25 protein-coding genes are annotated in these 22,135 nt (G+C 71.1%); 12 read left to right on the forward strand and 13 right to left on the reverse strand.

The window, feature by feature from the left end; all coding sequences use genetic code 11:
• Positions 1-110 precede the first annotated feature (110 nt).
• The 3 genes from ACRDSK_RS01175 to ACRDSK_RS01185 form a co-directional block, all read right to left on the reverse strand.
• The gene (locus ACRDSK_RS01175) at positions 111-1,604 is read right to left on the reverse strand and encodes a sugar ABC transporter ATP-binding protein (protein WP_431437988.1); all 1,494 of its coding nucleotides are present in this window, start codon (positions 1,602-1,604) and stop codon (positions 111-113) included.
• A gap of 47 nt (positions 1,605-1,651) precedes the next feature.
• Complete coding sequence (locus ACRDSK_RS01180; RefSeq protein ID WP_431437946.1) at positions 1,652-2,836, reverse strand: ROK family transcriptional regulator; 1,185 nt, start codon at positions 2,834-2,836, stop codon at positions 1,652-1,654.
• A 266-nt stretch (positions 2,837-3,102) separates the two neighbouring features.
• Entirely contained in the window at positions 3,103-4,314 is a 1,212-nt protein-coding gene (locus tag ACRDSK_RS01185) for an ROK family transcriptional regulator (RefSeq protein ID WP_431437947.1), read from the reverse strand.
• A 208-nt stretch (positions 4,315-4,522) separates the two neighbouring features.
• Between ACRDSK_RS01185 and ACRDSK_RS01190 the strand changes: the two genes are divergently transcribed.
• Entirely contained in the window at positions 4,523-4,708 is a 186-nt protein-coding gene (locus tag ACRDSK_RS01190; RefSeq protein ID WP_431437948.1) for a YegP family protein, read from the forward strand.
• A 118-nt stretch (positions 4,709-4,826) separates the two neighbouring features.
• Entirely contained in the window at positions 4,827-6,149 is a 1,323-nt protein-coding gene (locus ACRDSK_RS01195) for a D-alanyl-D-alanine carboxypeptidase family protein (RefSeq protein ID WP_431437949.1), read from the forward strand.
• A 47-nt stretch (positions 6,150-6,196) separates the two neighbouring features.
• Here the strand turns inward: ACRDSK_RS01195 and yhjD are convergent, their stop codons facing one another.
• The 4 genes from yhjD to ACRDSK_RS01215 all read right to left on the reverse strand — a co-directional run bounded on the left by yhjD (position 6,197) and on the right by ACRDSK_RS01215 (position 9,499).
• Complete coding sequence (yhjD, locus tag ACRDSK_RS01200) at positions 6,197-7,210, reverse strand: inner membrane protein YhjD (protein ID WP_431437950.1); 1,014 nt, start codon at positions 7,208-7,210, stop codon at positions 6,197-6,199.
• Positions 7,211-7,260: 50 nt separating this feature from the next.
• On the reverse strand, positions 7,261-8,286 hold the full coding sequence (gene trpS / locus ACRDSK_RS01205) for a tryptophan--tRNA ligase (protein ID WP_431437951.1): 1,026 nt from the start codon (positions 8,284-8,286) through the stop codon (positions 7,261-7,263).
• Between the two features lie 42 nt (positions 8,287-8,328).
• A complete protein-coding gene (locus tag ACRDSK_RS01210; protein ID WP_431437952.1) occupies positions 8,329-8,604 on the reverse strand; it encodes a hypothetical protein in 276 nt (91 codons plus the stop codon).
• Between the two features lie 211 nt (positions 8,605-8,815).
• Positions 8,816-9,499 (reverse strand): HD domain-containing protein, encoded by a 684-nt coding sequence (locus ACRDSK_RS01215; protein ID WP_431437953.1) that lies wholly within the window; start codon positions 9,497-9,499, stop codon positions 8,816-8,818.
• Positions 9,500-9,556: 57 nt separating this feature from the next.
• Between ACRDSK_RS01215 and ACRDSK_RS01220 the strand changes: the two genes are divergently transcribed.
• Positions 9,557-10,288, forward strand: a complete 732-nt coding sequence (locus ACRDSK_RS01220) for an MBL fold metallo-hydrolase (protein WP_431437954.1) — start codon at positions 9,557-9,559, stop codon at positions 10,286-10,288.
• Between the two features lie 7 nt (positions 10,289-10,295).
• On the opposite strand, the gene ACRDSK_RS01225 is transcribed toward ACRDSK_RS01220, so the two are convergent.
• The gene (locus tag ACRDSK_RS01225; protein ID WP_431437955.1) at positions 10,296-11,189 is read right to left on the reverse strand and encodes a LysR family transcriptional regulator; all 894 of its coding nucleotides are present in this window, start codon (positions 11,187-11,189) and stop codon (positions 10,296-10,298) included.
• Positions 11,190-11,328: 139 nt separating this feature from the next.
• Between ACRDSK_RS01225 and ACRDSK_RS01230 the strand changes: the two genes are divergently transcribed.
• Positions 11,329-11,556: a hypothetical protein gene (locus tag ACRDSK_RS01230; protein ID WP_431437956.1), complete on the forward strand. Its 228-nt coding sequence runs from the start codon at positions 11,329-11,331 to the stop codon at positions 11,554-11,556.
• A gap of 10 nt (positions 11,557-11,566) precedes the next feature.
• Here ACRDSK_RS01230 and ACRDSK_RS01235 read toward each other — a convergent pair whose 3' ends face one another.
• Complete coding sequence (locus tag ACRDSK_RS01235) at positions 11,567-11,905, reverse strand: SH3 domain-containing protein (protein ID WP_431437957.1); 339 nt, start codon at positions 11,903-11,905, stop codon at positions 11,567-11,569.
• A gap of 239 nt (positions 11,906-12,144) precedes the next feature.
• Positions 12,145-13,365 carry an NADP-dependent isocitrate dehydrogenase gene (locus ACRDSK_RS01240; RefSeq protein WP_431437958.1) on the reverse strand — a complete coding sequence of 407 codons (1,221 nt, stop codon included), beginning with the start codon at positions 13,363-13,365 and terminating at the stop codon, positions 12,145-12,147.
• Positions 13,366-13,456: 91 nt separating this feature from the next.
• Here ACRDSK_RS01240 and ACRDSK_RS01245 point away from each other — a divergent pair, with 91 nt between their 5' ends.
• On the forward strand, positions 13,457-14,254 hold the full coding sequence (locus tag ACRDSK_RS01245) for a hypothetical protein (protein ID WP_431437959.1): 798 nt from the start codon (positions 13,457-13,459) through the stop codon (positions 14,252-14,254).
• On the opposite strand, the gene ACRDSK_RS01250 is transcribed toward ACRDSK_RS01245, so the two are convergent.
• Positions 14,226-14,786, reverse strand: coding sequence for a GNAT family N-acetyltransferase (locus tag ACRDSK_RS01250; RefSeq protein ID WP_431437960.1), 561 nt, complete (start codon positions 14,784-14,786; stop codon positions 14,226-14,228). The genes ACRDSK_RS01245 and ACRDSK_RS01250 overlap by 29 nt on opposite strands.
• Positions 14,787-14,869: 83 nt before the next feature.
• On the opposite strand from ACRDSK_RS01250, the gene ACRDSK_RS01255 reads away from it, so the two are divergent.
• The 5 genes from ACRDSK_RS01255 (at position 14,870) to ACRDSK_RS01275 (ending at position 19,490) form a co-directional block, all read left to right on the forward strand.
• The gene (locus tag ACRDSK_RS01255; RefSeq protein WP_431437961.1) at positions 14,870-15,445 is read left to right on the forward strand and encodes an HhH-GPD-type base excision DNA repair protein; all 576 of its coding nucleotides are present in this window, start codon (positions 14,870-14,872) and stop codon (positions 15,443-15,445) included.
• Between the two features lie 336 nt (positions 15,446-15,781).
• Positions 15,782-18,184 (forward strand): nitrate- and nitrite sensing domain-containing protein, encoded by a 2,403-nt coding sequence (locus ACRDSK_RS01260; protein WP_431437962.1) that lies wholly within the window; start codon positions 15,782-15,784, stop codon positions 18,182-18,184.
• A complete protein-coding gene (locus ACRDSK_RS01265) occupies positions 18,162-18,575 on the forward strand; it encodes a roadblock/LC7 domain-containing protein (RefSeq protein ID WP_431437963.1) in 414 nt (137 codons plus the stop codon). Before ACRDSK_RS01260 ends, ACRDSK_RS01265 begins: the two co-directional genes overlap by 23 nt.
• The gene (locus ACRDSK_RS01270) at positions 18,572-18,925 is read left to right on the forward strand and encodes a DUF742 domain-containing protein (RefSeq protein WP_431437965.1); all 354 of its coding nucleotides are present in this window, start codon (positions 18,572-18,574) and stop codon (positions 18,923-18,925) included. Before ACRDSK_RS01265 ends, ACRDSK_RS01270 begins: the two co-directional genes overlap by 4 nt.
• Positions 18,906-19,490: a GTP-binding protein gene (locus ACRDSK_RS01275; RefSeq protein WP_431437966.1), complete on the forward strand. Its 585-nt coding sequence runs from the start codon at positions 18,906-18,908 to the stop codon at positions 19,488-19,490. The genes ACRDSK_RS01270 and ACRDSK_RS01275 overlap by 20 nt, the downstream gene beginning before the upstream one ends.
• A 14-nt stretch (positions 19,491-19,504) precedes the next feature.
• Here the strand turns inward: ACRDSK_RS01275 and ACRDSK_RS01280 are convergent, their stop codons facing one another.
• Together ACRDSK_RS01280 and ACRDSK_RS01285 are read right to left on the reverse strand one after the other, a co-directional pair.
• Positions 19,505-20,710: an RNA polymerase sigma factor gene (locus ACRDSK_RS01280; RefSeq protein ID WP_431437967.1), complete on the reverse strand. Its 1,206-nt coding sequence runs from the start codon at positions 20,708-20,710 to the stop codon at positions 19,505-19,507.
• A 2-nt stretch (positions 20,711-20,712) separates the two neighbouring features.
• Positions 20,713-21,081 carry a YciI family protein gene (locus ACRDSK_RS01285; RefSeq protein WP_431437968.1) on the reverse strand — a complete coding sequence of 123 codons (369 nt, stop codon included), beginning with the start codon at positions 21,079-21,081 and terminating at the stop codon, positions 20,713-20,715.
• A 35-nt stretch (positions 21,082-21,116) separates the two neighbouring features.
• On the opposite strand from ACRDSK_RS01285, the gene ACRDSK_RS01290 reads away from it, so the two are divergent.
• Together ACRDSK_RS01290 and ACRDSK_RS01295 are read left to right on the forward strand one after the other, a co-directional pair.
• Positions 21,117-21,482 carry a VOC family protein gene (locus tag ACRDSK_RS01290; RefSeq protein ID WP_431437969.1) on the forward strand — a complete coding sequence of 122 codons (366 nt, stop codon included), beginning with the start codon at positions 21,117-21,119 and terminating at the stop codon, positions 21,480-21,482.
• Between the two features lie 129 nt (positions 21,483-21,611).
• Entirely contained in the window at positions 21,612-21,998 is a 387-nt protein-coding gene (locus ACRDSK_RS01295) for a YciI family protein (RefSeq protein ID WP_431437989.1), read from the forward strand.
• Positions 21,999-22,135 lie beyond the last annotated feature (137 nt).

Below are 22,135 nucleotides of genomic sequence, written 5' to 3' on the forward strand. Positions count from 1 at the left end.
CGTGCGCACGCCACCGGTCGGACCGGTCTGCACCGGCTCGGCCTCGAGCGCGGCCTTGGCCTCCGGATCCGGCTTAGGGTCCATTGTGGACTCCTTGGCCTCGACATCACTCACGCCATCACCTCGCTACCTTCCATGACCATGTCGAGCACGGCCGCCTCGGTGAGCTCGCTCGCCGGCGCCTCGGTGAGCAGGCGGCCCTCACGCATCACGAGCACCCGGTCGGACAGACCGAGCACCTCCGGAACCTCGCTGGAGACCAGGACCACGGCGACCCCGGCCGCCGCGAGCTCGTGGATCAGCCGGTACAGCTCGGCCCGCGCGCCGACGTCGACGCCGCGGGTCGGCTCGTCCAGCAGCAACACCTTGCAGTCGCGCACCAGCCAGCGGGCCACGACGGCCTTCTGCTGGTTGCCGCCCGACAGCGTGCGCACCACGCGGCGCGGGTCGGCCGGGCGCAGGTCGAGCCGCTCGAGCGTGGCGCGCGAGTCGCGCAGCTCCCGGTTGTGGTCGGTGAACCCGACCCGGCTGTACTCCGGCAGGCTCGCGAGCGTCACGTTGTCGGCCACCGACTGGTCCAGCAGCAGGCCCTGGCTCTTGCGCTCCTCCGGCGCGAGCCCGACCCCGGCGGCGACCGCGGCGGGCACGCTGCCCGGCCGCAGCCGCTTGTCGTTGACCCAGACCGTGCCGGCGTCGGGCTTGCGCGCGCCGAACACCGTCTCCAGGACCTCGCTGCGGCCGGCGCCGACCAGGCCCGCGAGCCCGACGATCTCGCCGGCGTGCACGGTGAAGCTGACGTCGTGGAACTCGCTGCCCCGGGTGAGCCCCTCGACCCGCAGCACCTCGTTCGATTCGTCCACAGTGGACACCTCGCGCTTGGGGAAGACGGTCTCCACCATGCGGCCGGACATCAGGTTCACCAGCTCGCTCGTCGACGTCTTCGCCGCGTCGAGGCCGGCGGCGACCGTGCGGCCGTCCTTGAGCACGGTGACCCGGTGGCCGATGCGGCGGATCTCGTCCAGGCGGTGGGAGATGTAGACGACCGAGACGCCCTCGGCGGTCAGCTCGGCCACGATCCGGAACAGGTTGTCGACCTCGTCGGCGGCGAGCGCGGCGGTCGGCTCGTCCATGACGATCAGCCGGGCGTCGTGCACGAGCGCGCGGGCCATCGACACCAGCTGCTGGCCGGCCGAGGACAGCAACGCGACCTCGCGGCCGGGCGGGATCTCCGGGTGGCCCAGCCGGCGCATGAGCGCGCGGGTCTCGTTGCGCATCCGCCGCCGCTGCGGGAAGCCGAAAACCGCGGGCTCGTGGCCGAGGAAGATGTTCTCCGCGACCGACACCCCGTCGACGAGGTCCAGCTCCTGGTACATCGTCGCGATGCCGCGGTTCAGGGCGGCGACCGGCGAGCCGAGTGTCGTGGGCTCACCGCGCCAGCTGATCTCCCCCTCGTCCGGCTGGTGCGCGCCGGAGAGAACCTTGATCAGCGTCGACTTGCCCGCGCCGTTCTGGCCGAGCAGGCAGTGCACCTCGCCCGCGCGGACCTCGAGGTCCACGCCGTCCAGCGCACGCACGCCGGGGAACGTCTTGACGATGCCGGACATCGTCAAGAGAACCTCGGCGTTCTCGTCGTACTCGGTACGCAGCTCTGTCACGCCGGCGCCTCCTCGTCGTCGGGTTGGCTGGTCGGGACGACCGTCGGGTCGTCGAGAACGCGGTGCAGGGCCGCGAGCGCGCCGCCGGTGGTGGCCGCGGTGAAGCCGAGCGTCGAGCCGACCACCCGGGCCCCGCCGGCGCCGGGGGCGAGCACGTTGGCCACGACCTCGTTGCGGATCGGCTCGACGAGCCACTCGGGCAGTGCGGCGAAGTACCCGCCGAGCACCACGACGGCCGGGTTGAGCAGGTTGACCAGGACCGCCACGCCGAGCCCGAGTGCGGTGCCGATCTGGTGCAGGGCGTCCAGCGTGCGGCGGTCCCGCTGCTCGGCCCGCGCCCGGACGATGCCCATCCGCTTGTCGAGGTCGAGCGTGGGGTCGCGGACCGGGTCGTCGGGGTCGGCGCACGCGTGCAGCAGGGCACCGAGGCCGACCTGGGTCTCCCAGCAGCCGCGCCGCCCGCAGGAGCAGTACGGACCGAGCGGGTCCATGGCCATGTGCCCGATCTCGCCGGCGAAGCCGATCGAGCCGCGGATCAGCCGGCCGCCGGCGATCACGCCGCAGCCGATGCCGAAGTCGCCGGTGAGGTAGGCGAGGTCGGTGACGTTCCCGCTCATGGTGGCGAGCTCGGCCTCCGCGCCGAGGTTGGCGTCGTTGTCGACGGCGATGTGGTCCAGCGGCAGCCGGGTGCGCGCGGCCAGCCCGTCCGCGACCGCGACGTCGCGCCACCGCAGCCGCGGGGCGAAGGTGACGGTGCCGGCGTCGCGGTCGACCAGGCCCGGGACCGAGACGGTGAGCCCGACCGGCGGGCCGACGAGGCCCTCGACCTCGGCGAGGGCGGTGTTGGCGAGCTCGGCGAGCTGGTCGATCGCGCGCTCGGGCCCGATGCCCGGCACGTCGCAGAGGACCCGTCGGCGGAAGAGGAGCTCGCCGGACAGGTCCGTGACGGCCGCGCCGACGTGTCCGACGTGCACGTCCAGCCCGATGCCGCACACGCTGGTCGGCCGCAGGTCCACGAGCTGGCCGGGCCGGCCCTGCCCGCCCGCGGAGACGCCGGCGGAGTGCACGAGCCCGCGCAGCTCGAGGTCGGTGACCAGGCTGGAGACGGTGGCCTTGGAGAGGCCGGAGCGGACCGCCAACTGGGCCCGGGACAGCGCGCCGTGCTCGCGGAGGGTCCGCACCAGAAGTGCGAGGTTCCCTCGGCGCAGACCAGCCTGGTCCACGGGGCGGCTCTGGCCCACCGGCTCTACTCCACTTCGTTGAGGCGCCGATCGAACATCGGTGCTCAAGCTCACAAGAAAGCGTCCCGTAGGCACATCTATCGAGGCAATACGCCGTTTGGCGCAACATCCAGGCCGGTCTTTCGCGGAGAAGCGTCAAAAGTTTGGCTGATTCAACACGAAGCTACAAACCAGTCCACGTGGGTAACCAACAGCAACCGCGGGGCCTACTCCCGGGGGGAGGGGACGGCAAATGTTCGATCTGTTGCCGACCAGGCTGCGCCGGTTACGCCGGCCAGTTCGCCGAGCTCCGAGAGCACGATCGGCAGGTTGCCCGTCGCCAGGGGAAGCGAGCGGCGGTACACCGAGCTGCGCACCTCGGCGAGCAGCGGGTGCCCGAGCCGGGACACGCCGCCGCCGATGACGACCATGCCCGGGTTCAGGAAGCTCACCAGCGAGGCCACCACGTGCCCGAGCCGCCGCCCGCCCTCGCGGACCAGGTTGGCCGCCGCGAAGTCGCCGGCCACCGCCGCCTCGCCGACGTCCTGTGCGGTCAGCTTGCCGCGCTGGGTGAGCAGCTCGGCGAGCATCGTGGACCGGCCGCTGCGCGCCAGCGTCAACGCGTCGCGGGCCAGCGCCGCGCCGCCGAAGTACGCCTCCAGGCAGCCGACCTCGCCGCACGCGCAGGCCGGGCCGTAGTCGTCGAGCCGGATGTGGCCGATGTCGCCCGCGGTGCCGGCCACCCCGCGGTACACCCGGCCGCCGAGCACGATGCCGCAGCCGATGCCGGTGCCGACCTTGACGAAGATGAGGTCGTCCAGGGACCGGGCGACTCCGGCGTGCCGCTCGCCCAGCGCCATCACGTTCACGTCGTTGTCCACGGTGACCGGGCAGCCCCACTTCCCGGCGAGCTCGTCGCGCACCGGATACCGGTCCCAGCCGGGCATGATCGGCGGCGCGACCGGCATGCCGTCGCGGAAGCTGACCGGCCCGGGCAGGCCGATGCCGGCGCCGATGAGCCGGCCGGGCGCCTTGTCCCGCACCCGGTTGACGAGGTCCACGACCAGTCCGAGCACCGGCACCGGGCCGAGCCGGACCTCGCAGTCCTCGCTCTCGCTGGCCAGCACCTCGCAGCGGCCGTCGGTGATCGCGACGTTGACCGACGTGGCGCCGACGTCGGCGGCCACGAACCGCAGGTCGTCGGCCAGGTGCACGAGCGTGGAGCGCCGGCCGCCGCGGCTCGCGGCCGGGCCGCCGATCTCCACCAGGCCGGTGTCGACGAGCCGGGTCAGCTCGCCGGTCAGCTTCGCCCTCGGCAGGTCGAGCCGCTCGCCGAGCGCCACCCGGGACATCGGTCCCTCGTCCCGCAGCAACGCGAGCAGCCTGGACTGTTGGCGGGAACGGACGCCCGGCTGCTGGCCGGCGTTCGATGCGGTCATGAGCGGACTCCTCGCCGAATGTCTCTTTGGTGCCGAACATGATTCGAAGCTCAACCCGTGACCGCAGGCCCGCTCGAACACCTTCGAATCATGTTCGTCCATTTAACCCCCCGCCCCAGCTGGCCGGACGTAGACTTCGGCGCCCCGCGACCCGAGTCCCCACCTGGCCGCGGCGTGAATCTGCAACCTGGACCTTCTGGAGATGCGCATGGCGGCGAAGTTCGAGATCTACACGGACTCCAAGGGCGAGTTCCGCTTCCGGCTCAAGGCCGGCAACGGCGAGATCGTCGCGACCGGCGAGAGCTACAAGACGAAGTCCGGCGTGATCAACGGCGTGGACGCCGTCAAGCGGGCCGCGGCCGAGGGCGAGATCGACGACAAGACCGGCGCCTGATCGTCGGCGAATTCACCCCGACGGGGGCTTACCGCCACGTTTGGCTGGTAGAGCCCCCGTCCTCGGCTGCCCGGAGGGTCGGCGCGAGCCAAGTCGACCTTGGCCCTAGGCTGGCTCCGTGCGTCACGCAACCGTCAGGTTCGTTCCCGCCTTCGTCGTGTCGCTGTGTGCCCTGGTCATCGCGGTTGTGGTGGCCGCGCCGGGCGCATCGGCCGGGCAGCGGACAGCCCGCAATGCCCAGCCGCAGACCCAGGACCAGGGGGGCGCCTGCCAGGCCCGGCAGCTGCCGCCGGCGCCCATCGACACGTCGGAGGAGCCGAAGCCCGGGGAGCCCAGTCCGGAACCCCTGCCGATACCGGAAGACCCGGTCGGGGGACCACAGATGGGTGACTGCGGCATCGTTCGCCCCGACGGCACGCCCTCACCTCCCGGCGGTCTCAGCGCCGCCACGTGGACCATCACCGACCTCGAGAGCGGCGACGTGCTGGCCGCCAAGGACCCGCACGCGCGCGAGCGGCCCGCCTCACTGATCAAGAACCTGCTCGCCATCGTCGTGATCCGCGAGCTGCGCCCGGACACGAAGGTCAAGGGCACGAAGCAGGACGCGAACCAGGAAGGCACGAAGGTCGGCGTCGGCCCCGGCGGCAACTACACGGTCGACCAGCTGCTGCACGCGCTGATCATGCGGTCCGGCAACGACGCGGCGTGGGCGCTGGCCCGCGCGCTGGGCGGCGTCGACGCGGCGCTGGAGAAGATGAACGCGCTGGCCAAGGAGATCGGTGCGCTCGACACCCGTGCGGCCACCCCCTCCGGCCTCGACGGGCCGGGCATGACGACGTCGGCCTACGACCAGAGCCTGATCTTCCGCGCCGCGATGAAGTACGACGAGTTCGCCGAAGCCGCGACCACCCGGTCCATCCAGTTCCCGGGCCACTCCGGCAAACCCGGCTTCCAGGTCGACAACGACAACCGGCTGCTGGACAGCTACGAGGGCTTCATCGGCGGCAAGACCGGCTTCACCGACGACGCCCGGCACACCTACGTGGGCGGGGCCGAGCGCGACGGCCGGCGGCTCGCGGTGGTGCTGTTGCGCGGCGAACGCAACCCGGAGCCGTTGGGCGACCAGGCCGCCAAGCTGCTGGACTACGGCTTCCGGCTGGCGGCCGCGGACGTGCGCCCGATCGGCGAGCTGGTCGACCGCGCGCCGGAGGCGCAGCCCAAGCAGAGCCAGGACGACAACGAGGACGGCGACAACGGCGACGCCGTCCGCGAACCGGTCGACGACGCGGCGGGCACGGTTCCCGCGAGCACGGAGCGCTCGGCCTTCGGCAACGTCGGCCTGCCGCTGGTGTTGCTCGCCGGCTTGGCGGCGTTCGTGACGATGGCCATGTGGTTCCGGCGGCGGCGGGCCCGCATCGCCCGCGCGAACCGCACGTCCTGACAGTCCCTCCTGACCGGAGTCCTAACCGGACGTCCATACAGGACAGATCAGCGTGAGCGGGAACGCCTGCCCCACAACAGGCCCAGCAGTGCGCCCGCGCCCAGCAGCCCCGCCGCATCGCGGGCACGTGGGCCGCTGCGCACCTCCAGCACCGGGCGGATCACCGCCGGCGGCGGCGGTTCCGGCGCGGCCGCATGCAGGTTCTCCTTCGCGGTGGCCGTCCACGCCGTGATGAACAGCAGGAAACGCGACACCAGGTTCGCGAACACCAGCAGGCCGATGATCGGGCCGAACAGCACGCCCGTCGGCGACGTGGTGACGCTCGCCAGGAACACCGTGGCCAGCTGCTTGAGGATCTCGAAGCCGATCGCGGCCCCGATGGCGCCGCGAACCGCCGACCGGGCGCTCACCTTCTCCCGCGGCAGCCGGGAGATCACCCAGATGAACACCACCCAGTTCGCCGCGAGCGCCAGCGCGATCGTGGCCACTCGCAACAGGAACACCGCCCAGGCGTCGTCGTCCAGGCCCATCCAGTCGAGCAGCAGCGAGCCCAGCCCGCTGCCCGCCGCGGTCAGCCCGAACGAGATCGCCAGCGCCAAACCCAGTCCCAGCAGGGAAAGCAGGTCCGAGGCCGACTTCTTCAGGAACGGCACTTCCTTGTGCTCGATGCCCCACTGGGCGGTCAGCGCGTCGCGCAGGTTGCTCATCCAGCCCAGGCCCGAGTACGCGGCGGTCAGCAACCCGATCACGCCGACCGCGCCGCGTGACTCGATGGCCCCGTCGACGATGTCGTTCACCATCTGCTCGAGACCGGGCGGCACCGCCGTGGTGATCGACTCCTTCAGGTTCTCCAGCTGCACCGGATCGCCGGCGACGACGAACCCGACGACCGCGAACGCGATCATCACCATCGGGAACAGCGACAGCACGCTGAAGTACGTGATCGCGGCCGCGTAGTGGTTGCCGTTCCGCTCGGTGAACGCCTCGTACGCGCGCACCAGGTGATCGAGCCACGGCCGCTGTCGACGTTGCCTGGCGAGCCAGGACTCCTTTTCCGCCACGGGTTCGACGCTATCCCGGCGATCGGCTCACCGCAGGGCGAAACGCCTGCTCAGCCGCCGGAAGCCGGCACGAACCCGATCTTGTCGTACGCGCGGGCAAGCGTGGTGGAGGTGACCTCGCGGGCCCGTTCGGCGCCGCGGGCGAGGATCTTGTCCAGCTCCGCGGTGTCGTCGAGGTAGTGGCGCACCCGCTCCTGGATCGGCGTCACGAAGTCCACGAGCACCTCGCCGACGGCCTTCTTGAGATCGCCGTAGCCCATGCCCGCGAACTCGCCGGCGATGTCGGCCAGCGGCCGGCCCGCGAGCGCGGAGTAGATCACCAGCAGGTTCGACACGCCCGGCTTGTTCTCCGGGTCGTAGACGATCTCCCGGCCGGCGTCGGTGACCGCCGAGCGGATCTTCTTCGCCGACACCTTCGGATCGTCGAGCAGCTCGACGATGCCGCCGGGCGAGGACGAGGACTTGCTCATCTTCGCGGTCGGGTCCTGCAGGTCGTAGATCTTGGCCGCTTCCTTGAGGATGTAGGGCTCCGGCAGCCGGAACGTCTTGCCGAACCGCGAGTTGAACCGCTGCGCGAGGTCGCGGGTGAGCTCGAGGTGCTGGCGCTGGTCCTCACCGACCGGCACGTAGGTCGCCTGGTAGGCGAGGATGTCCGCGGCCTGCAGCGCCGGGTAGCCGAAGAGCCCGAGGCTGATCCGCTCCGCCTGCTGCTTGGCCGACTTGTCCTTGAACTGCGTCATCCGGCTGGCCTCGCCGAAACCGGTGAGGCACTGCATCACCCAGCCGAGCTGCGCGTGCTCGGGCACGTGGCTCTGCACGAACAGTGTGGCGCGGTCGGGGTCGATGCCCAGCGCGAGCAGCTGCGCGGCCGAGACCCTGGTCCGCTTGCGCAGCAGCTTGGGGTCGTGGTCGACGGTGATCGCGTGCAGGTCGACCACGCAGTAGAACGTGTCGTACTCCTCCTGCAGCGCCACCCACTGGCGCACCGCGCCGAGGTAGTTGCCGAGGTGGAACGAGTCCGCGGTGGGCTGGATCCCGGACAGCACCCGGGGAAGGGCCGCAGGTTGGGTCGACACGGGCCGATTCTCGCAGAAGCGCCTGACCGGGCGGCGGCGGCGTCAGGCCGCGCGCTCGCCGGCGCGCTGCTCCACGGCCTGGCGGGCGACCCGCATCGCGGCGGCCGCGTCCCGCCGGCGGTGCCGCAGCAGTCCGATGATCAACCCGCCGAAACCGACGACCACGGCCGCGATGCCCACCGGACCCGCGAAGCCGAAGGAGGCGCCCTCCGCGGCGACGCTCTCGTCGACGGCGGCCGTCGAGGCCGCGGCCGACTGCGCCATCGCCGCCAGCGCGACGCCGGCCAGAGCGGGGACCAGGGTCATGACAACGCTCATCCGAACCAGCTTGCTCGTCACAGCCGCCCGCGTGCGGGCGGCCTTCAGGGCAACACGGTTGCGCACTGCTGCGCCTCCTGCGCTCGTCACCGAAGTTGTCCCCCGGACAGGGGGCCGTGGGTCGGAAACCTACTGACCGTGGCTGCCCGTGAAGGCGCCGTTAGTCCGATCGGTCAACGCGGTGAAGATTAGACCCGACATGTGCGCGCCATCACGCGGGGGGTGCCGCCGGGCGGCCGTCCCCGGTGCGCTCCGCGGAGCGCACCCAACCCCGCCGCTCGCCCTCGTCGATCAGAACCAGCGCGGCCTCGCCGAGCGCCGCGGAGGCCGCTCCGATGTGCGCCTTGCGGGCCCGCACGGCGTCTGCGGTGACGCCCGGCGTGCGCCAGGTCCCGCCGCCGGCCATCCAGTTGAGCAGCAACGGCTCGAGCCGGTCCATGCCCTTGGCGAACCGCGACTCTGGCGTCTCCCGGGCCTCGAACTCGTCCCAGAGCGCGCGCAGCTCGCGAGCCTGGTCGCCGGGCAGCAGCCCGAAGAGCCGGTCGGCGGCGGCCTGCTCGCGGGCCTCCTGGGTCCGCGCGCCGACGTCGTCGTAGAGCGGCGTGTCCCCCGCGTGGATCTCGACGAGATCGTGCACGACGACGAGCTTGACCGTGTGCCCGACGTCGATCGGCTCGTCGGCGTGCTCCGCGAGCAGGATCACCATGAGCGCGAGGTGCCAGGAGTGCTCGGCGTCGTTCTCCCGCCGCGAAGCGGCGGCCAGCGGCGACTGGCGCAGGACGGTCTTGAGCCGGTCGACCTCGACGACGAACCTGAGCTGCGCGGCGATGCGCGGGTCGAGCGCGTCGGGCAGCGGGTTGCGGTCGGTCAGCAGCGGTTCCCGGGCGACATCCACGTGCGCGACCCTCTCAACCGGCGGCGCCCGCGGGCAACCGCGTTACGGTGCCGTCCCGTGAAGGTCACCGTCCTCGGCTCGTGCGCCGCCTGGCCGGAGCCCGGCCGCGCGTGCAGCGGCTACCTCGTGGAGCACGACGGCTTCCGCCTCGTCCTCGACCTCGGCTTCGCGACGCTGCCGCGGCTGCTTCGGTACTGCCCCGGCGGAACCGTCGACGCGGTCGTCATCACCCACCGGCACAGCGACCACTGCGTGGACCTCAACGGCCTGCTGCGGGTGCGCCACTACGGCGAGCGCACGCTGCCGCGAGTCCCGCTGCTGTGCCCGCCGGACGTGGCGGAGCTGGTCGACACGCTCGAGCCGCAGCCGCGGCTGGCGGAGCTCTTCGACGTCGGTGAGCTGCCCGGCAGCCATCGGGTGGGTCCGTTCCACGTCGACGGCATCGACCTGCCGCACTTCGTACCCAACACCGGCATTCGGCTCACCACGGCGAGCCGCACGCTCGCCTACACCGGCGACACCGGCCCGGATCCGCAGCTGGCCGAGCTGGGCGCGGACGCGGACCTCTACATCATGGAGGCGACGCTGCAGGCCGAGCCGGAGCCCGGCGAGCCGAGGCGGCTGCTGACCGCGCGCGAGGCCGGCCAATGGGCGACGGAGGCGAACGCCCGCCGGCTGCTGCTCACCCACTTCTGGCCGGGCAGCGACCGCGGCGTGTCGCTGCGCCAGGCGGCGGAGACCTTCGGCGGCGAGATCCTCGCCGCCGAGGAGGACCTGGTGATCGAGTAGGCCACACTCAGATCTGCCCGGCCTGTTCGGCCTGCTCGGCCACGGCGAGGAACCGCGACAGGACGGGCGAAGGGCTGTCGGCGGACCAGGCCAGCGCCAGCTCCCACAACGGCAGGTCGTCGCTGATCGGCCGGTAGACGACGGACTGCTCGGCGGTCGGCGGGGTCGGCGCGATCAGCAGGGACACCCCGAGCCCGGCCGCGACGAGCGACACGATCGTCTGCACGCCGGCGGCCTCCTGGACGACCCGCGGCGAGAACCCGGCCGCCAGGCAGTGGCCGATGATCGAGTCCTGCACGGACGGGCCGAACGCGCGGGTGTAGAGCACGAACGACTCGTCGGCGAGCGCGGCCAGCGGCAGGCTCTCGCGCTCGGCGAGCGGGTGCCTGGCCGGCAGCGCGGCGACCAGCGGGTCGCGGGAGACGACCCGGGTGTTCAGGGTCGGCTCGGAGATGGGCGGGCGGAGCAGGCCGACGTCGGCCTCGCCCGCCCGCAGCGCCGCGACCTGGCGGAGGGTCGTCATGTTCTCCACGTCGAGGGCGACGTCCGGGTACGCGGCCCGGAAGGCGACCAGCAGCCGGGGCAGGGCCTCGAAGGTGGCGGACTGGACGAAGCGCAGCCGCAGCGTGCCGAGCTCGCCGCGGTGGGCCCGCTGCGCGTCGCGGGCCGCCTCGTCCGCGCGACGCACGATCTCCCGGGCCGCGCCGAGGAAGACCTCGCCGGCCGGGGACAGCCCGAACCTGCGCTTGACGCGGGTGAACAGCGGCACGCCGACGTCCCGTTCGAGTGCGGCGAGCTGGCGGCTCAGCGACGGCTGGGTCAGGTGCAGCCGGGTCGCGGCGCGGCCGACGTGCAGTTCCTCCGCGGTGACGACGAACGACCGGAGGTGGCGGAGTTCCACAGCACACATCATTCCTGATGTGCATGAGATGAGCCAAATAGTTGCATTGGACGTATCGACGGCGGCGACCTAGCGTCGATGGTGTCGAGGTACCTCACCAGCACGCATCACTTGTCTGCCAACGAAAGCGAGTCGAACGATGTCCGTCGTCATCCCGCCGCACCTTGTCACCGACGCCACGCGCGGGCTGGCGTGGTCCGCTTTGCCGAACGCGCCCGTCGAACCGGACGACCCACCGCCGCGCCGGCGCGTCCGCGGGTTCCTCCGCGCCGCGTTCAGAGCCGTGTTCCGCAAACCGGCGAGCACACCGGCCGGCACGCCGCCGGCTCGGCCCGCGCCGCTGCGGCCGCAGGCCGACCGCTGCTAGCGGGGACCGGCTAGCAGTCGCGACCCTCGACTGTCACGACGTACTCGCTGGAGACCCAGCGGCCCTCGTCGAGCTTGCGGAAGCCGTTCTGTTCGACTTTCTGCGCGTCGGCCTGGTCGCCGCTGTCCAGCGTGCCGACGATGTTGTTCGGGTTCAACGCGGGGGCGGAGCGGATGTTGAGATCGTCGACGGTCGCCTCGACGCGGCACTGCGTGGTGCTCGACGTGGTGTCCGCACCGTCCTTGCCGTCCCCGCGCCGCTGCTCGGAGCCCATGGCGTAGAGCCAGAGCACGCCGACCAGCAACCCTGCCGCGATCAGGGTGCGCTTACCGGACCACTTGATCTTCACTGTGACCGCTCCCGACAGCCCTGTGGTTGCCTGCCCACCAGATATAACCCAGCTCGCTCGCGTTTGGAACGTGACACCCGGCGAACCACTCGCAGGATGCAACGCCCGGGCGACCGACCGCACTGTCCGTCACAGCACGTGCAGATGCGATGTACGGCGCGTTCCCGCCGCTGACCGCGGGGAACGCGCCGCACACCGATCTGTCAGGTGCCACTAGGCAGCGTCGCTAGGCAGCGTCGCTAGGCCGAGGCCATGCGCTGCCGGAGGTTGTCGTCCAGCGTCGCGAGGAACTCCTCGGTGGACTGGAACGCCTGGTCCTTGCCGACCAGCAGGGCCAGGTCCTTGGTCATCTTGCCGCTCTCGACCGTCTCGATGATCACCCGCTCGAGCGTCTCGGCGAACCCGACGACCTCGGGCGTCGAGTCCTGCTTGCCGCGTGCCTCGAGCCCGCGCGTCCAGGCGTAGATCGACGCGATCGGGTTGGTCGAGGTCGGCTTGCCCTGCTGGTGCTGGCGGAAGTGCCGGGTGACCGTGCCGTGCGCGGCCTCGGCCTCGACCTTGCCGTCCGGCGTCATCAGCACCGAGGTCATCAGGCCGAGCGAGCCGAAGCCCTGCGCGACCGTGTCGGACTGGACGTCGCCGTCGTAGTTCTTGCAGGCCCAGACGTAGCCGCCCTCCCACTTGAGCGCGGCGGCGACCATGTCGTCGATGAGCCGGTGCTCGTAGGTCAGGCCCGCGGCGTCGAAGTCGCTCTTGAACTCGGCCTCGAAGATCTCCGCGAACACGTCCTTGAACATGCCGTCGTAGGCCTTGAGGATCGTGTTCTTGGTCGACATGTACAGCGGGTACTTGCGCTCCAGCGCGTAGCGCATCGACGAGCGCGCGAAGTCCTCGATCGACTTGCGGTAGTTGTACATCCCGACCGCGACGCCGCCGCCCTCCGGGAAGTTGGCGACCTCGAACTCCATCGGCTCGCCGCCGTCGGCCGGCTGGTAGCTGACCGTGAGCGTGCCGGGGCCGGGCACCTTGAAGTCGGTGGCCTTGTACTGGTCGCCGTGCGCGTGGCGGCCGATGATGATCGGCTTCGTCCAGCCCGGCACCAGCCGCGGGATGTTGGAGATGACGATCGGCTCGCGGAAGATCACGCCGCCGAGGATGTTGCGGATCGTGCCGTTGGGGCTGCGCCACATCTTCTTGAGGCCGAACTCCTCGACGCGGGCCTCGTCCGGGGTGATCGTCGCGCACTTCACGCCGACCCCGTGCCGGGCGATGGCGTTCGCCGCGTCCACGGTGACCTGGTCGTCGGTCGCGTCCCGGTGCTCGATGCCCAGGTCGTAGTAGTCCAGGTCGACGTCCAGGTACGGGTGGACCAGCTTGTCCTTGATGAACTGCCAGATGATGCGGGTCATCTCGTCGCCGTCGAGCTCGACGATCGTGCCCTCGACCTTGATCTTGGCCATCTGCCGGGATGCTCCTCTCGCGTCGTCGTCGCGCGTATTACCTGTCTCAGCCGACCCAAACGGTACACGCGTACTGCTGCATCATGGGGGCATGCCCCTGCACCCCGACCTCGTGCCGGTCGCCGACCCCTCGGTCGGCGACTGGATCCTGCCGCGGTTCGGCGACGACGAAGGCACGGTCGGCGCCACCGTGCCGCAGGGTTACGAGACGTACGCCCGGGTGCTCCACCCCGTCGACCGCGGCAGCGAGGGCCCACACCTCACCTGGGCCGAGGTCTGCCGCCGCACCGGCCGCGTCCCGCACGCGCTCGCGCAGTGGCACGCCGTGGCCCAAGGCGACACCGGGACGTGGGACGACGGCGTGCCCCAGGAGGGCAACCTCGACCCGACCGCGCTCACATTGCTGCTCGACATCCTGGCTCCGGTCACCGGCGACCAGGACTGCTTCCACGCACTGTGGGACGGCTGGGGCTGGTTCCACGGGGAGGCCATGGCCGTGCTCACGGCGAGCGACGAGCCGGAGCCACCGTTCGAGTCGCCGAAGACCGGGCCCGGCATGCCCCCGGAGGTCCTGGCCCTGCCCCGGCTGCGCCTGCCCCACCGCGAGTACCTGCTGTTCCGCGGCCCGCTGCGCGCGGCGCTGAAGATGGGCCGGCAGAGCCCGTTTTTCGGCTTCGTCCCGCAGTCGCCGAGCCTGCTGTGGCCGGTCGACCATGCGTGGTGCGTCGCCACCGAGATCGACTTCGACTCCACGCTCGTCGGAGGCGACGCGGAGCTCGTGGCCGCGGTGCTCGACGCGCCGGGGCTCGAGGCGTGGCCCGTCGCGCCGGGCGACCGGCTCACCTACCGCAGTGACCAGCTCAATGGCGGGCCGACCACTCCTCGTTGAGCATCGCGAAGACCAACTCGTCGGTCCACTCGCCCTTCACGATCTCGTTCTGCACGAAGTGCGCCTCGCGTCGCATGCCGAGCTTCGCCATCAACCTCGCCGACGCCTCGTTGCGCCCGTCGCAGCGCCCGATGATCCGGTGCAGCCCGAGCCGCTCGAACCCCAGCCGCAGCATCTCGATCGCGGCCTCTCCCGCGTAGCCGCGGCCGTGGAACGCGGGGTTGAACACGAAGCCGAACTCGCCCAGCGCGTGCTCCTCGGAACGCCATCCGAGGTTCACCTCGCCGACGAGCTCGCCGGTCTCGCGCAGCAGCACGGCGAGGACGAGGGTGTCGCCCTCCCGCGCCAGCGCCGGCGTGGAGATCCGCCGGTGGAGCGTCTCCGCCGTCGCCGCGCGGTCGCGCGGGTCCCAGTAGAGGTAGCGGGTGACCTCGGGCAGGGCCTGGTAGGCGTGGAGCGCGTCGAGGTCCTCCTCGGTGAACGGGCGCAGGATCAGGCGGTCGGTGATGATCGGGTACGAAGGCCGCAGCACCCCGTCAACATAGCCAGCGACACCGACGGTTCGCGGCTCGAAGTTGCGCGCTGGGCGAACGTGGCCCGTGCCATGATGACCGCATGGCGATCTGGCTGACCGAAGACCCCGAGGCCAACGAGCTGCTCGAGCGCGAGCCGCTGGCCCTGCTGACCGGGATGCTGCTGGACCAGCAGATCCCGATCGAGGTCGCCTTCGCCGGACCGAAGAAGCTCCGCGACCGCCTCGGCTCGCTCGACGCGCACACGATCGCCGAGCACGACCAGGAGAAGTTCCTCGCGATCTGCGCCACGCCGCCGGCCATCCACCGCTTCCCCGGCTCGATGGGCAAGCGCGTCCAGGCGCTGTGCCAGGCCATCGTCGAGGAGTACGACGGCCGCGCCGAGAACGTCTGGACCCAGGGCGACCCCAGCGGCGCCGAGGTCCTCAAGCGGCTCAAGGCACTGCCGGGCTTCGGTGAGGCCAAGGCCAAGATCTTCCTCGCCCTGCTCGGCAAGCAGCGCGGGCTCGCCGCCACCGGCTGGCAGAAGGCCGCCGGCGAGTACGCCGCCAAGGGCTCCTTCCTCAGTGTCGCGGACATCACCGACTCGACGAGCCTGCAGCACGTGCGCGCCTACAAGAAGGAAATGAAGGCCGCCGCGAAGGCCAAAAAGGCCTAGTCGACGTCCGGCCGGATGGCCGAACAACGATCAGTACACGACCCGGCACATATCGTCACCGGGTAGCGCATACATTTCTATTCGATAAGCGGTCTTGTTAGTCCTTTTCCGGCTGTGGGTGTACACCGCGAAATAGCACCGGACCTGGTATTTGACTCCGTGACGACCTCTGTTTACCGTTCCCGGCGGGTCCGGAGGTTAACTCGGGTGACGGAACCCAGGTTGTTGCGGTAACCCCTGCGATCGCCGGAAGGAATGCGGACCGCGGTGAACAAGACCTCCATCCGGCGTGGCCGGGCTCACTCCATTCGGACGCGTGTACTCACCATCGCGCTGGTGCCCTGTTTCGTCTTTTTGCTAGCCGGAACCGCCGGTGCCGGTTATCTCATCTACGACGCGGCGAAGACGCGGAGCTACTTCAACCTCGCGAGCGAGACGCAGGACACCGCGCTGCCGCTGATCCTCTCGCTGCAGGAGGAACGCCGGCTGACGCTGCGCCGCCTGGCGAGCTACGGGACGTTCCAGTCCGAGCTGATCCAGCAGCGGCAACGGACCGACGCGGTGGTCGGCCAGGTCACCGCGAAGCTCGGCGAGCTCTCCGAGGTCGCGCCGGACACGGTGCGCGGCGACATCGCCGAGTTCTCCACGCTGATGGCGAAGCTGCCCGAGGTGCGCGCCCAGGTGGACGGCGGCCAGATCGGCGTGAGCGAGTCGTTCGCCTTCTACAACCAGATCGTCGACCAGTTCGTCCAGGGCTCGCAGGGCTTGTCCCTGTTCGCGCCGGATGCCGACACCGCGTACGCCCAGCTGGTCGTCGCACCCCTGCTCACCGGCGCGGACCTCATGCAGCGCGCGGACGCGCTCGCCACGGCCAGCATCGTCGGGCGCGGGATCACCGGCGCCGACTTCCGCACCTTCCAGGGCCAGGTCAGCGCCTACCACCTGCAGCTCGACTCGTCGGTCCCGCTGGCGAACCAGGCGGTGCAGGACCAGTACGCGAAGCTGCGGAAGAGCCCGGCGTGGCAACGGCTGACCTCCGTCGAGGACACGCTGGCCCAGGGCAAGACCGAGCTCCCGATCACCGAGGACCTCTGGCGCGCGGCCGCCCGCGACGTCGGCGTCGCGCTCATGTCGATGCTGTCCACGCAGAACGACCGGACGAACGCGGAGGCCCTGGACAAGGTCGACAACATGCTGATCCGGGCGATCGTCGCGGGCGTGCTCGTGCTGTTGCTCGCCATCGCCGTGTTCGTGATCGCGCTGCGGCTGTCCCGCCGGCTCATCGACCGGCTCACCAGGCTGCGCCACGAGGCACTCGACCTCGCCGACCACAAGCTGCCCGAGCTGGTCGAGAAGGTCCGCACCGGCAAGGACGTCCGGGTCGACGACTCGCTGCGGCTGCGCGACCACGGCCGCGACGAGATCGGCGAGGTGGCCGAGGCGTTCAACAAGGCGCAGCAGACCGCCGTGTCGGCCGCCGTGCAGGAGGCGAAGACCCGGGAGGGCACCAACAAGGTCTTCCTCAACATCGCCCACCGCAGCCAGGTGATCGTGCACCGCCAGCTCAAGGTGCTCGACGAGGCCGAGCGCGGGCAGGAGGACCCCGAGCAGCTGGAGATGCTCTTCCAGCTCGACCACCTGTCCACCCGCGCCCGCCGCAACGCCGAGAACCTGATCATCCTCGGCGGCGGGCAGCCGGGCCGGCGCTGGCGCAACCCGGTGAGCCTCACCGAGCTCGCCCGCGGCGCGGCGGCGGAGACCGAGCACTTCGCCCGCGTCAAGATCGCCAAGCTGCCGGCGCGCGCGGTCAACGGGCCGGTCGTCGGCGACCTCGTGCACCTGCTGGCGGAGCTGATCGACAACGCGACGACGTTCTCGCCGCCGGAGTCGGGCGTCGAGGTGCGCGGCAACATCGTCGGCCGCGGCGTGGTGCTGGAGATCGAGGACCAGGGCCTGGGCATCGAGAGCGACCGCATCGAGGACCTCAACACGATGCTCGCGAACCCGCCGGACTTCGGGATCATGGCGCTGTCCGCGGAGCCGCGGCTGGGCCTGTTCGTGGTGGCGCGGCTCGCGGCCCGGCACGGCATCGCGGTGTCGCTGCGCGAGTCGGCCTACGGCGGCACGCGAGCGATCGTGCTGGTGCGCAACGAGTTGCTCGGCGAGGTGCCCGACCCGGACGCGGTCGAGCCGACCGCCCGGCACGAGGCCGCGTCGCCGGTGCTGCCCACGGTCAAGCTGCCCATCCCGGTGGTGGCGGACCTGCCGCCGCTCCCGATGGTGGCGGCGCGGCCGGGCGAGGACCTGTTCCGCCCGCAGCGCCCGGTCGACGTGCCGACGAACGGCTCCAACGGCACCAACGGCTCGAACGGCACCAACGGCGGTGCCCACGCCCTGCCGGATCCGCCCACGGTCCACGTGCGGACGGCGCCACAGTCACCGGCACAGTCACCGGTCGGGCAGCTCGCACCGGACCGGCCACCGCTGCCGCGCCGGCGGCGCCAGCAGAACCTGGCGCCGCAGCTGCGCGAGGCGCCGGCCGCCTGGCCGGACGAGGTCCCCCGCGATGACTCCCGCGACTCCCGCGACTCCCGCGTGGACTCGCCGGACCAGGCGCGCAGCCGGTTGGCCGCGTTCCAGCGCGGGACGCGACAGGGCCGCGAGGAGCCGGCCGACGAATACACCGACGGCGACGACATCACGGGGAGCGTGCGCAATGGCCAACACCGCAGTGAGTGAGCTCGACTGGTTGCTCAACGAGCTGGTCAAGCGAGTCGCGGGGGTGGACCGGGCCGTCGTGCTGTCCGCGGACGGGCTGCTCATCGGCCGGTCCGGCAACATCTCCGACGCCGACGGCGAGCACCTGTCGGCGGTGGCGTCGGCGTTCCAGAGCCTCGCCCGGGGCACCGGCCGGCACTTCGGTGGTGGGCAGGTGCGGCAGACGCTGGTGGAGATGGACCACGCGTACCTGTTCGTCACGGCGGCCGGGCACGGCGCCTGCCTCGCGCTGCTGGCCGAGGAGACCGCGGACGTCGGGATGATCGCCTACGAGATGAACCTGATGGTCAAGCGGGTCGGCGCGGTGCTGACCGCGAGGCCGCGCGAGGCCATGGGCCGTCCGGTGCCATGAGCACGGAGGCCTGGTTCGACGATCCGCTGGTGCGGCCGTACGCCGTGACGGGCGGTCGAACCAGGTCCAGCACGCTCGGGCTGGACCTGATCACGCTGGTCGTGGCGATGCGCACGCCGGCCGAGGTGGACCTGCAGCCGGAGTACGCGAAGACGTTGCAGGTGTGCCAGCACCCGATCTCGGTGGTCGAGGTGGCGGCGCTGGTGAACCTGCCGCTACAGGTGGTGAAGGTCGTGCTGAGCGACCTGATCACGCAGGGCCTGGTGATCTTCCGGTCCGCGCCGCCGTCCGACGACGCTCCCAGCCAACACCTACTCCAGGCGGTTCTCGATGGCATCAGACGGCTCTGACCGCCGGTTCAGCTCCGCGGTCAAGATCGTCATCGCCGGCGGTTTCGGCGTCGGCAAGACGACGCTCGTCGGCTCGGTCAGCGAGGTGCCGCCGCTGCGGACGGAGGAGCTGATCACTACCGCGTCGTCCGGAGTGGACGACCTGGAGGGTGTGGAGACCAAGTCGACGACGACGGTGGCACTGGATTTCGGCCGGATCACGATCAACCCGGAGCTGATCCTGTACCTGTTCGGCACGCCGGGCCAGCACCGCTTCTGGTTCATGTGGGACGAGCTGTCCCGGGGCGCGTTGGGCGCGGTGGTACTGGCCGACACCCGCCGGCTGGACACGTGCTTTCCCGCGGTGGACTTCTTCGAACGCCGCCGCCTGCCCTTCATCGTGGCCGTCAACTGCTTCGACGACGCGCACCGCTACGGGACGGAGGAGGTGCGCGGCGCCCTGGACCTGGACCCGCACGTCCCGATCCTCCTGTGCGACGCCCGTGCTCGGGACTCCACGAAACAGGTCCTGACGGCCCTGATGCACCACGTCATGACCGCCGCCCGCCTGGCCGAAACGCACTGACCGAGCTCGTCGAGTCAGATTTCCATGGCCGCGGCCTTCGAGATCAGAAAGTGCTGTTCCGGCCGGCTGGGCGAATGCCGCGCCGCCAGCTCGTAGTGGTGCCGCGCCCCCTCCCGATCCCCGGACAGCGCAAGCAGATGTGCCCGTACCGCGGAAACTCGGTAGTGATCCGCCAGGGCCGGGTCCGACAGCGCGGCGTCCAGTTCGGACAGTCCGGCAGCCGCCCCGTGCACCATCGCCAGCGCGACTATTCGGTTCAGCGTCACCATCGGGCCCGGCGACGCCGTGCGCAGCAGTTCGTACAAGGTCAGGATCTGGCGCCAGTCCGTGTCCTCCGCCCGCCGCGCCTCGTCGTGGAGCGCGGCTATCGCGGCCTGCAGCTGGTACGGGCCGATCGGCGCGCTCGTCAGCGTGTCGGTCAGCAGCGACTCCCCCTCGGCGATCAGCTCGCGGTCCCACAGCGATCTGTCCTGTTCGGACAGCGGGATCGGCATGCCGGAGGACGAGACGCGGGCCGGGCGCCGCGCGTCGGTCAGCAGCATCAACGCCAGCAGGCCCGCCACCTCACCCTCAGCCGGCAGCCGGGCACGCAGCTGACGCGTCAGCCGGATCGCCTCGGTCGACAGCTCCACCCGGTGCAGCGACGAGCCCGACGACGCCGTGTAGCCCTCGTTGAAGATCAGGTACAGCACGTGCAGCACGGCGCCCAGCCGCTCGGGCCGCTCGGCCGGCGGTGGCATCGAGAAGCCCGCGCCCTTGATCTTCGCCTTCGCCCGGCTGACCCGTTGTGCCACCGTCGCCTCCGGCACCAGGAACGCCCGCGCGATCTCCGCCGTCGTCAGCCCGCCGACCGCCCGCAGCGTGAGCGCCACCTGTGACGACGGCGTCAGCGCGGGATGGCAGCACAGGAACAGCAGCGTCAGCGAGTCGTCCTCGGCCGGCACATCGGCAGGGGCATCCGAGGCGGGCGAGGACAGCGCGAACACCGCCGACTCGCGCCGGCGCCGGGCCGAGTCGCTGCGCCACTGCTCGGTCCGCCGTCGCGACGCCACCGTGATCAGCCACCCCTTCGGATGGTCCGGCAGCCCCTCGACCGGCCACTGCGTCGCCGCCGCGAGCAGCGCCTCCTGCACGGCGTCCTCGCACGCGTCGAAGTCGCCGTGCCGCCGCACGACCGCGGTCAGCACCTGCGGCGCGAGCTCCCGCAGCAGCGCGTCCACGGCTACGCCAGCGCGGCGAGGTCGACGATCGGCCGGACCTCCACCAGCCCCATGAACGCCTCCGGCACCTTCGCGGCGATCTCCACCGCCCGGTCCAGGTTCACGCACTCGACCAGGTAGAACCCGACCAGGTACTCCTTGACCTCGGCGAACGGTCCGTCGGTCGTCAGCGTCCCGCCCTCGGTGACGTGCACCCGCTTGCCCTTCGCCGCGTCGTCGAGCGCCTCGGACTCGACCAGCTCGCCGGACGCGGTCAGCTCCGCGTCGAGCGCCTCGTACGCGCCCAGACCCGACGCGCGCTCCTCGGGGGTGAACTTCTCCCAGAGCGCCCGCGACTCGGGGTTGCTGTAGATCAGGATCAGGTACTTCACTGGCAGATCCTCTCACCGTGCGGTAAGGAGAGCCCATGTTCGAGCACACCAGAGCGTTCAGCGGTTTCTCCGTGGACGACATCGCCAAGGCCAACCAGTTCTACGGCGAGACGCTGGGCCTGCGCGTGTCGGAGGAGCACGGCATGCTGACGTTGCACATCGCGGGCGACCGGGACACGCTGGTCTACCCCAAGCCGGACCACACGCCGGCCGCGTACACGATCCTCAACTTCCCCGTCGCCGACATCGAGGCCGCGGTCGACGGGCTCGCCGCCCGGGGCGTCGAGTTCGAGAAGTACCCGCACGTCGACGAGAAGGGCATCTTCCGCGAGATGGGCCCGCTGATCGCGTGGTTCCGCGACCCGGCCGGCAACGTCCTCGCGGTACTCCAGGAGGACTGACCTCGACCACGGTCGAGGCGGCGGCGGAAATTCTGGGCGAAACGGTAGAGGACGCGTAGCGTGCTTCGACGTCCCCACGAAAGACGCCCGGCGTGGGCGTCACCAGTGAGGAGAAGCGCCGTGAAGTACATGCTGCTGATGAACACCACCGACATCGGGCACCCGCCGATCACCGAGTGGGACCCGGTCGACGTCAAGGCGCACATCGAGTTCATGGGCGTGTTCGGCGAGAGCCTGGTCGAGTCGGGCGAGCTGGTCACCGCCGAGGGGCTGGCCATGCCGGACCAGGCGAAGATCGTCACCGCGCGGGACGGCGCCGCTCCGGCGATCACCGACGGGCCGTTCCCGGAGTCCAAGGAGTTCCTCGCCGGCTACTGGATCGTGGACGTGGACAGTACGGAGCGCGCGCTGGAGATCGCCGCGGCGGCGTCCGCCTCGCCCGGACCGGGCGGCATCAACTTGAACCACCCGATCGAGGTACGCCAGGTGATGTCCGCTCCCGAAGTAGACGTGTGACCGCGCGCACGCCGTGAGCGGGAGCGTAGCCGCGTGTTGCGAGGACAGTTCCCGACCTCGCCGGCGACGGCACCGCCGGTCGTCGCGACCGGAGCCGGCTCGTCGCGAACTGTCCTCGGCCTGGACTGACGAGCGCG

It is taken from the genome of Actinophytocola sp. (assembly GCF_050699915.1).
GTDB lineage: Bacteria > Actinomycetota > Actinomycetes > Mycobacteriales > Pseudonocardiaceae > Actinophytocola.

What these genes read in the sequence shown, in the direction of transcription:
- ACRDSK_RS01185 (WP_431437947.1), bottom strand. Translation starts at nt 4,314, where the DNA reads ATGACCGCATCGAACGCCGGCCAGCAGCCGGGCGTCCGTTCCCGCCAA.
- ACRDSK_RS01265 (WP_431437963.1), top strand. Translation starts at nt 18,162, where the DNA reads ATGGCCAACACCGCAGTGAGTGAGCTCGACTGGTTGCTCAACGAGCTG.
- ACRDSK_RS01190 (WP_431437948.1), top strand. Translation starts at nt 4,523, where the DNA reads ATGGCGGCGAAGTTCGAGATCTACACGGACTCCAAGGGCGAGTTCCGC.
- ACRDSK_RS01245 (WP_431437959.1), top strand. Translation starts at nt 13,457, where the DNA reads ATGCCCCTGCACCCCGACCTCGTGCCGGTCGCCGACCCCTCGGTCGGC.
- ACRDSK_RS01210 (WP_431437952.1), bottom strand. Translation starts at nt 8,604, where the DNA reads ATGAGCGTTGTCATGACCCTGGTCCCCGCTCTGGCCGGCGTCGCGCTG.
- ACRDSK_RS01175 (WP_431437988.1), bottom strand. Translation starts at nt 1,604, where the DNA reads ATGTCCGGCATCGTCAAGACGTTCCCCGGCGTGCGTGCGCTGGACGGC.
- ACRDSK_RS01230 (WP_431437956.1), top strand. Translation starts at nt 11,329, where the DNA reads ATGTCCGTCGTCATCCCGCCGCACCTTGTCACCGACGCCACGCGCGGG.
- ACRDSK_RS01255 (WP_431437961.1), top strand. Translation starts at nt 14,870, where the DNA reads ATGGCGATCTGGCTGACCGAAGACCCCGAGGCCAACGAGCTGCTCGAG.
- ACRDSK_RS01240 (WP_431437958.1), bottom strand. Translation starts at nt 13,365, where the DNA reads ATGGCCAAGATCAAGGTCGAGGGCACGATCGTCGAGCTCGACGGCGAC.
- ACRDSK_RS01290 (WP_431437969.1), top strand. Translation starts at nt 21,117, where the DNA reads ATGTTCGAGCACACCAGAGCGTTCAGCGGTTTCTCCGTGGACGACATC.
- ACRDSK_RS01270 (WP_431437965.1), top strand. Translation starts at nt 18,572, where the DNA reads ATGAGCACGGAGGCCTGGTTCGACGATCCGCTGGTGCGGCCGTACGCC.
- ACRDSK_RS01295 (WP_431437989.1), top strand. Translation starts at nt 21,612, where the DNA reads ATGCTGCTGATGAACACCACCGACATCGGGCACCCGCCGATCACCGAG.
- ACRDSK_RS01275 (WP_431437966.1), top strand. Translation starts at nt 18,906, where the DNA reads ATGGCATCAGACGGCTCTGACCGCCGGTTCAGCTCCGCGGTCAAGATC.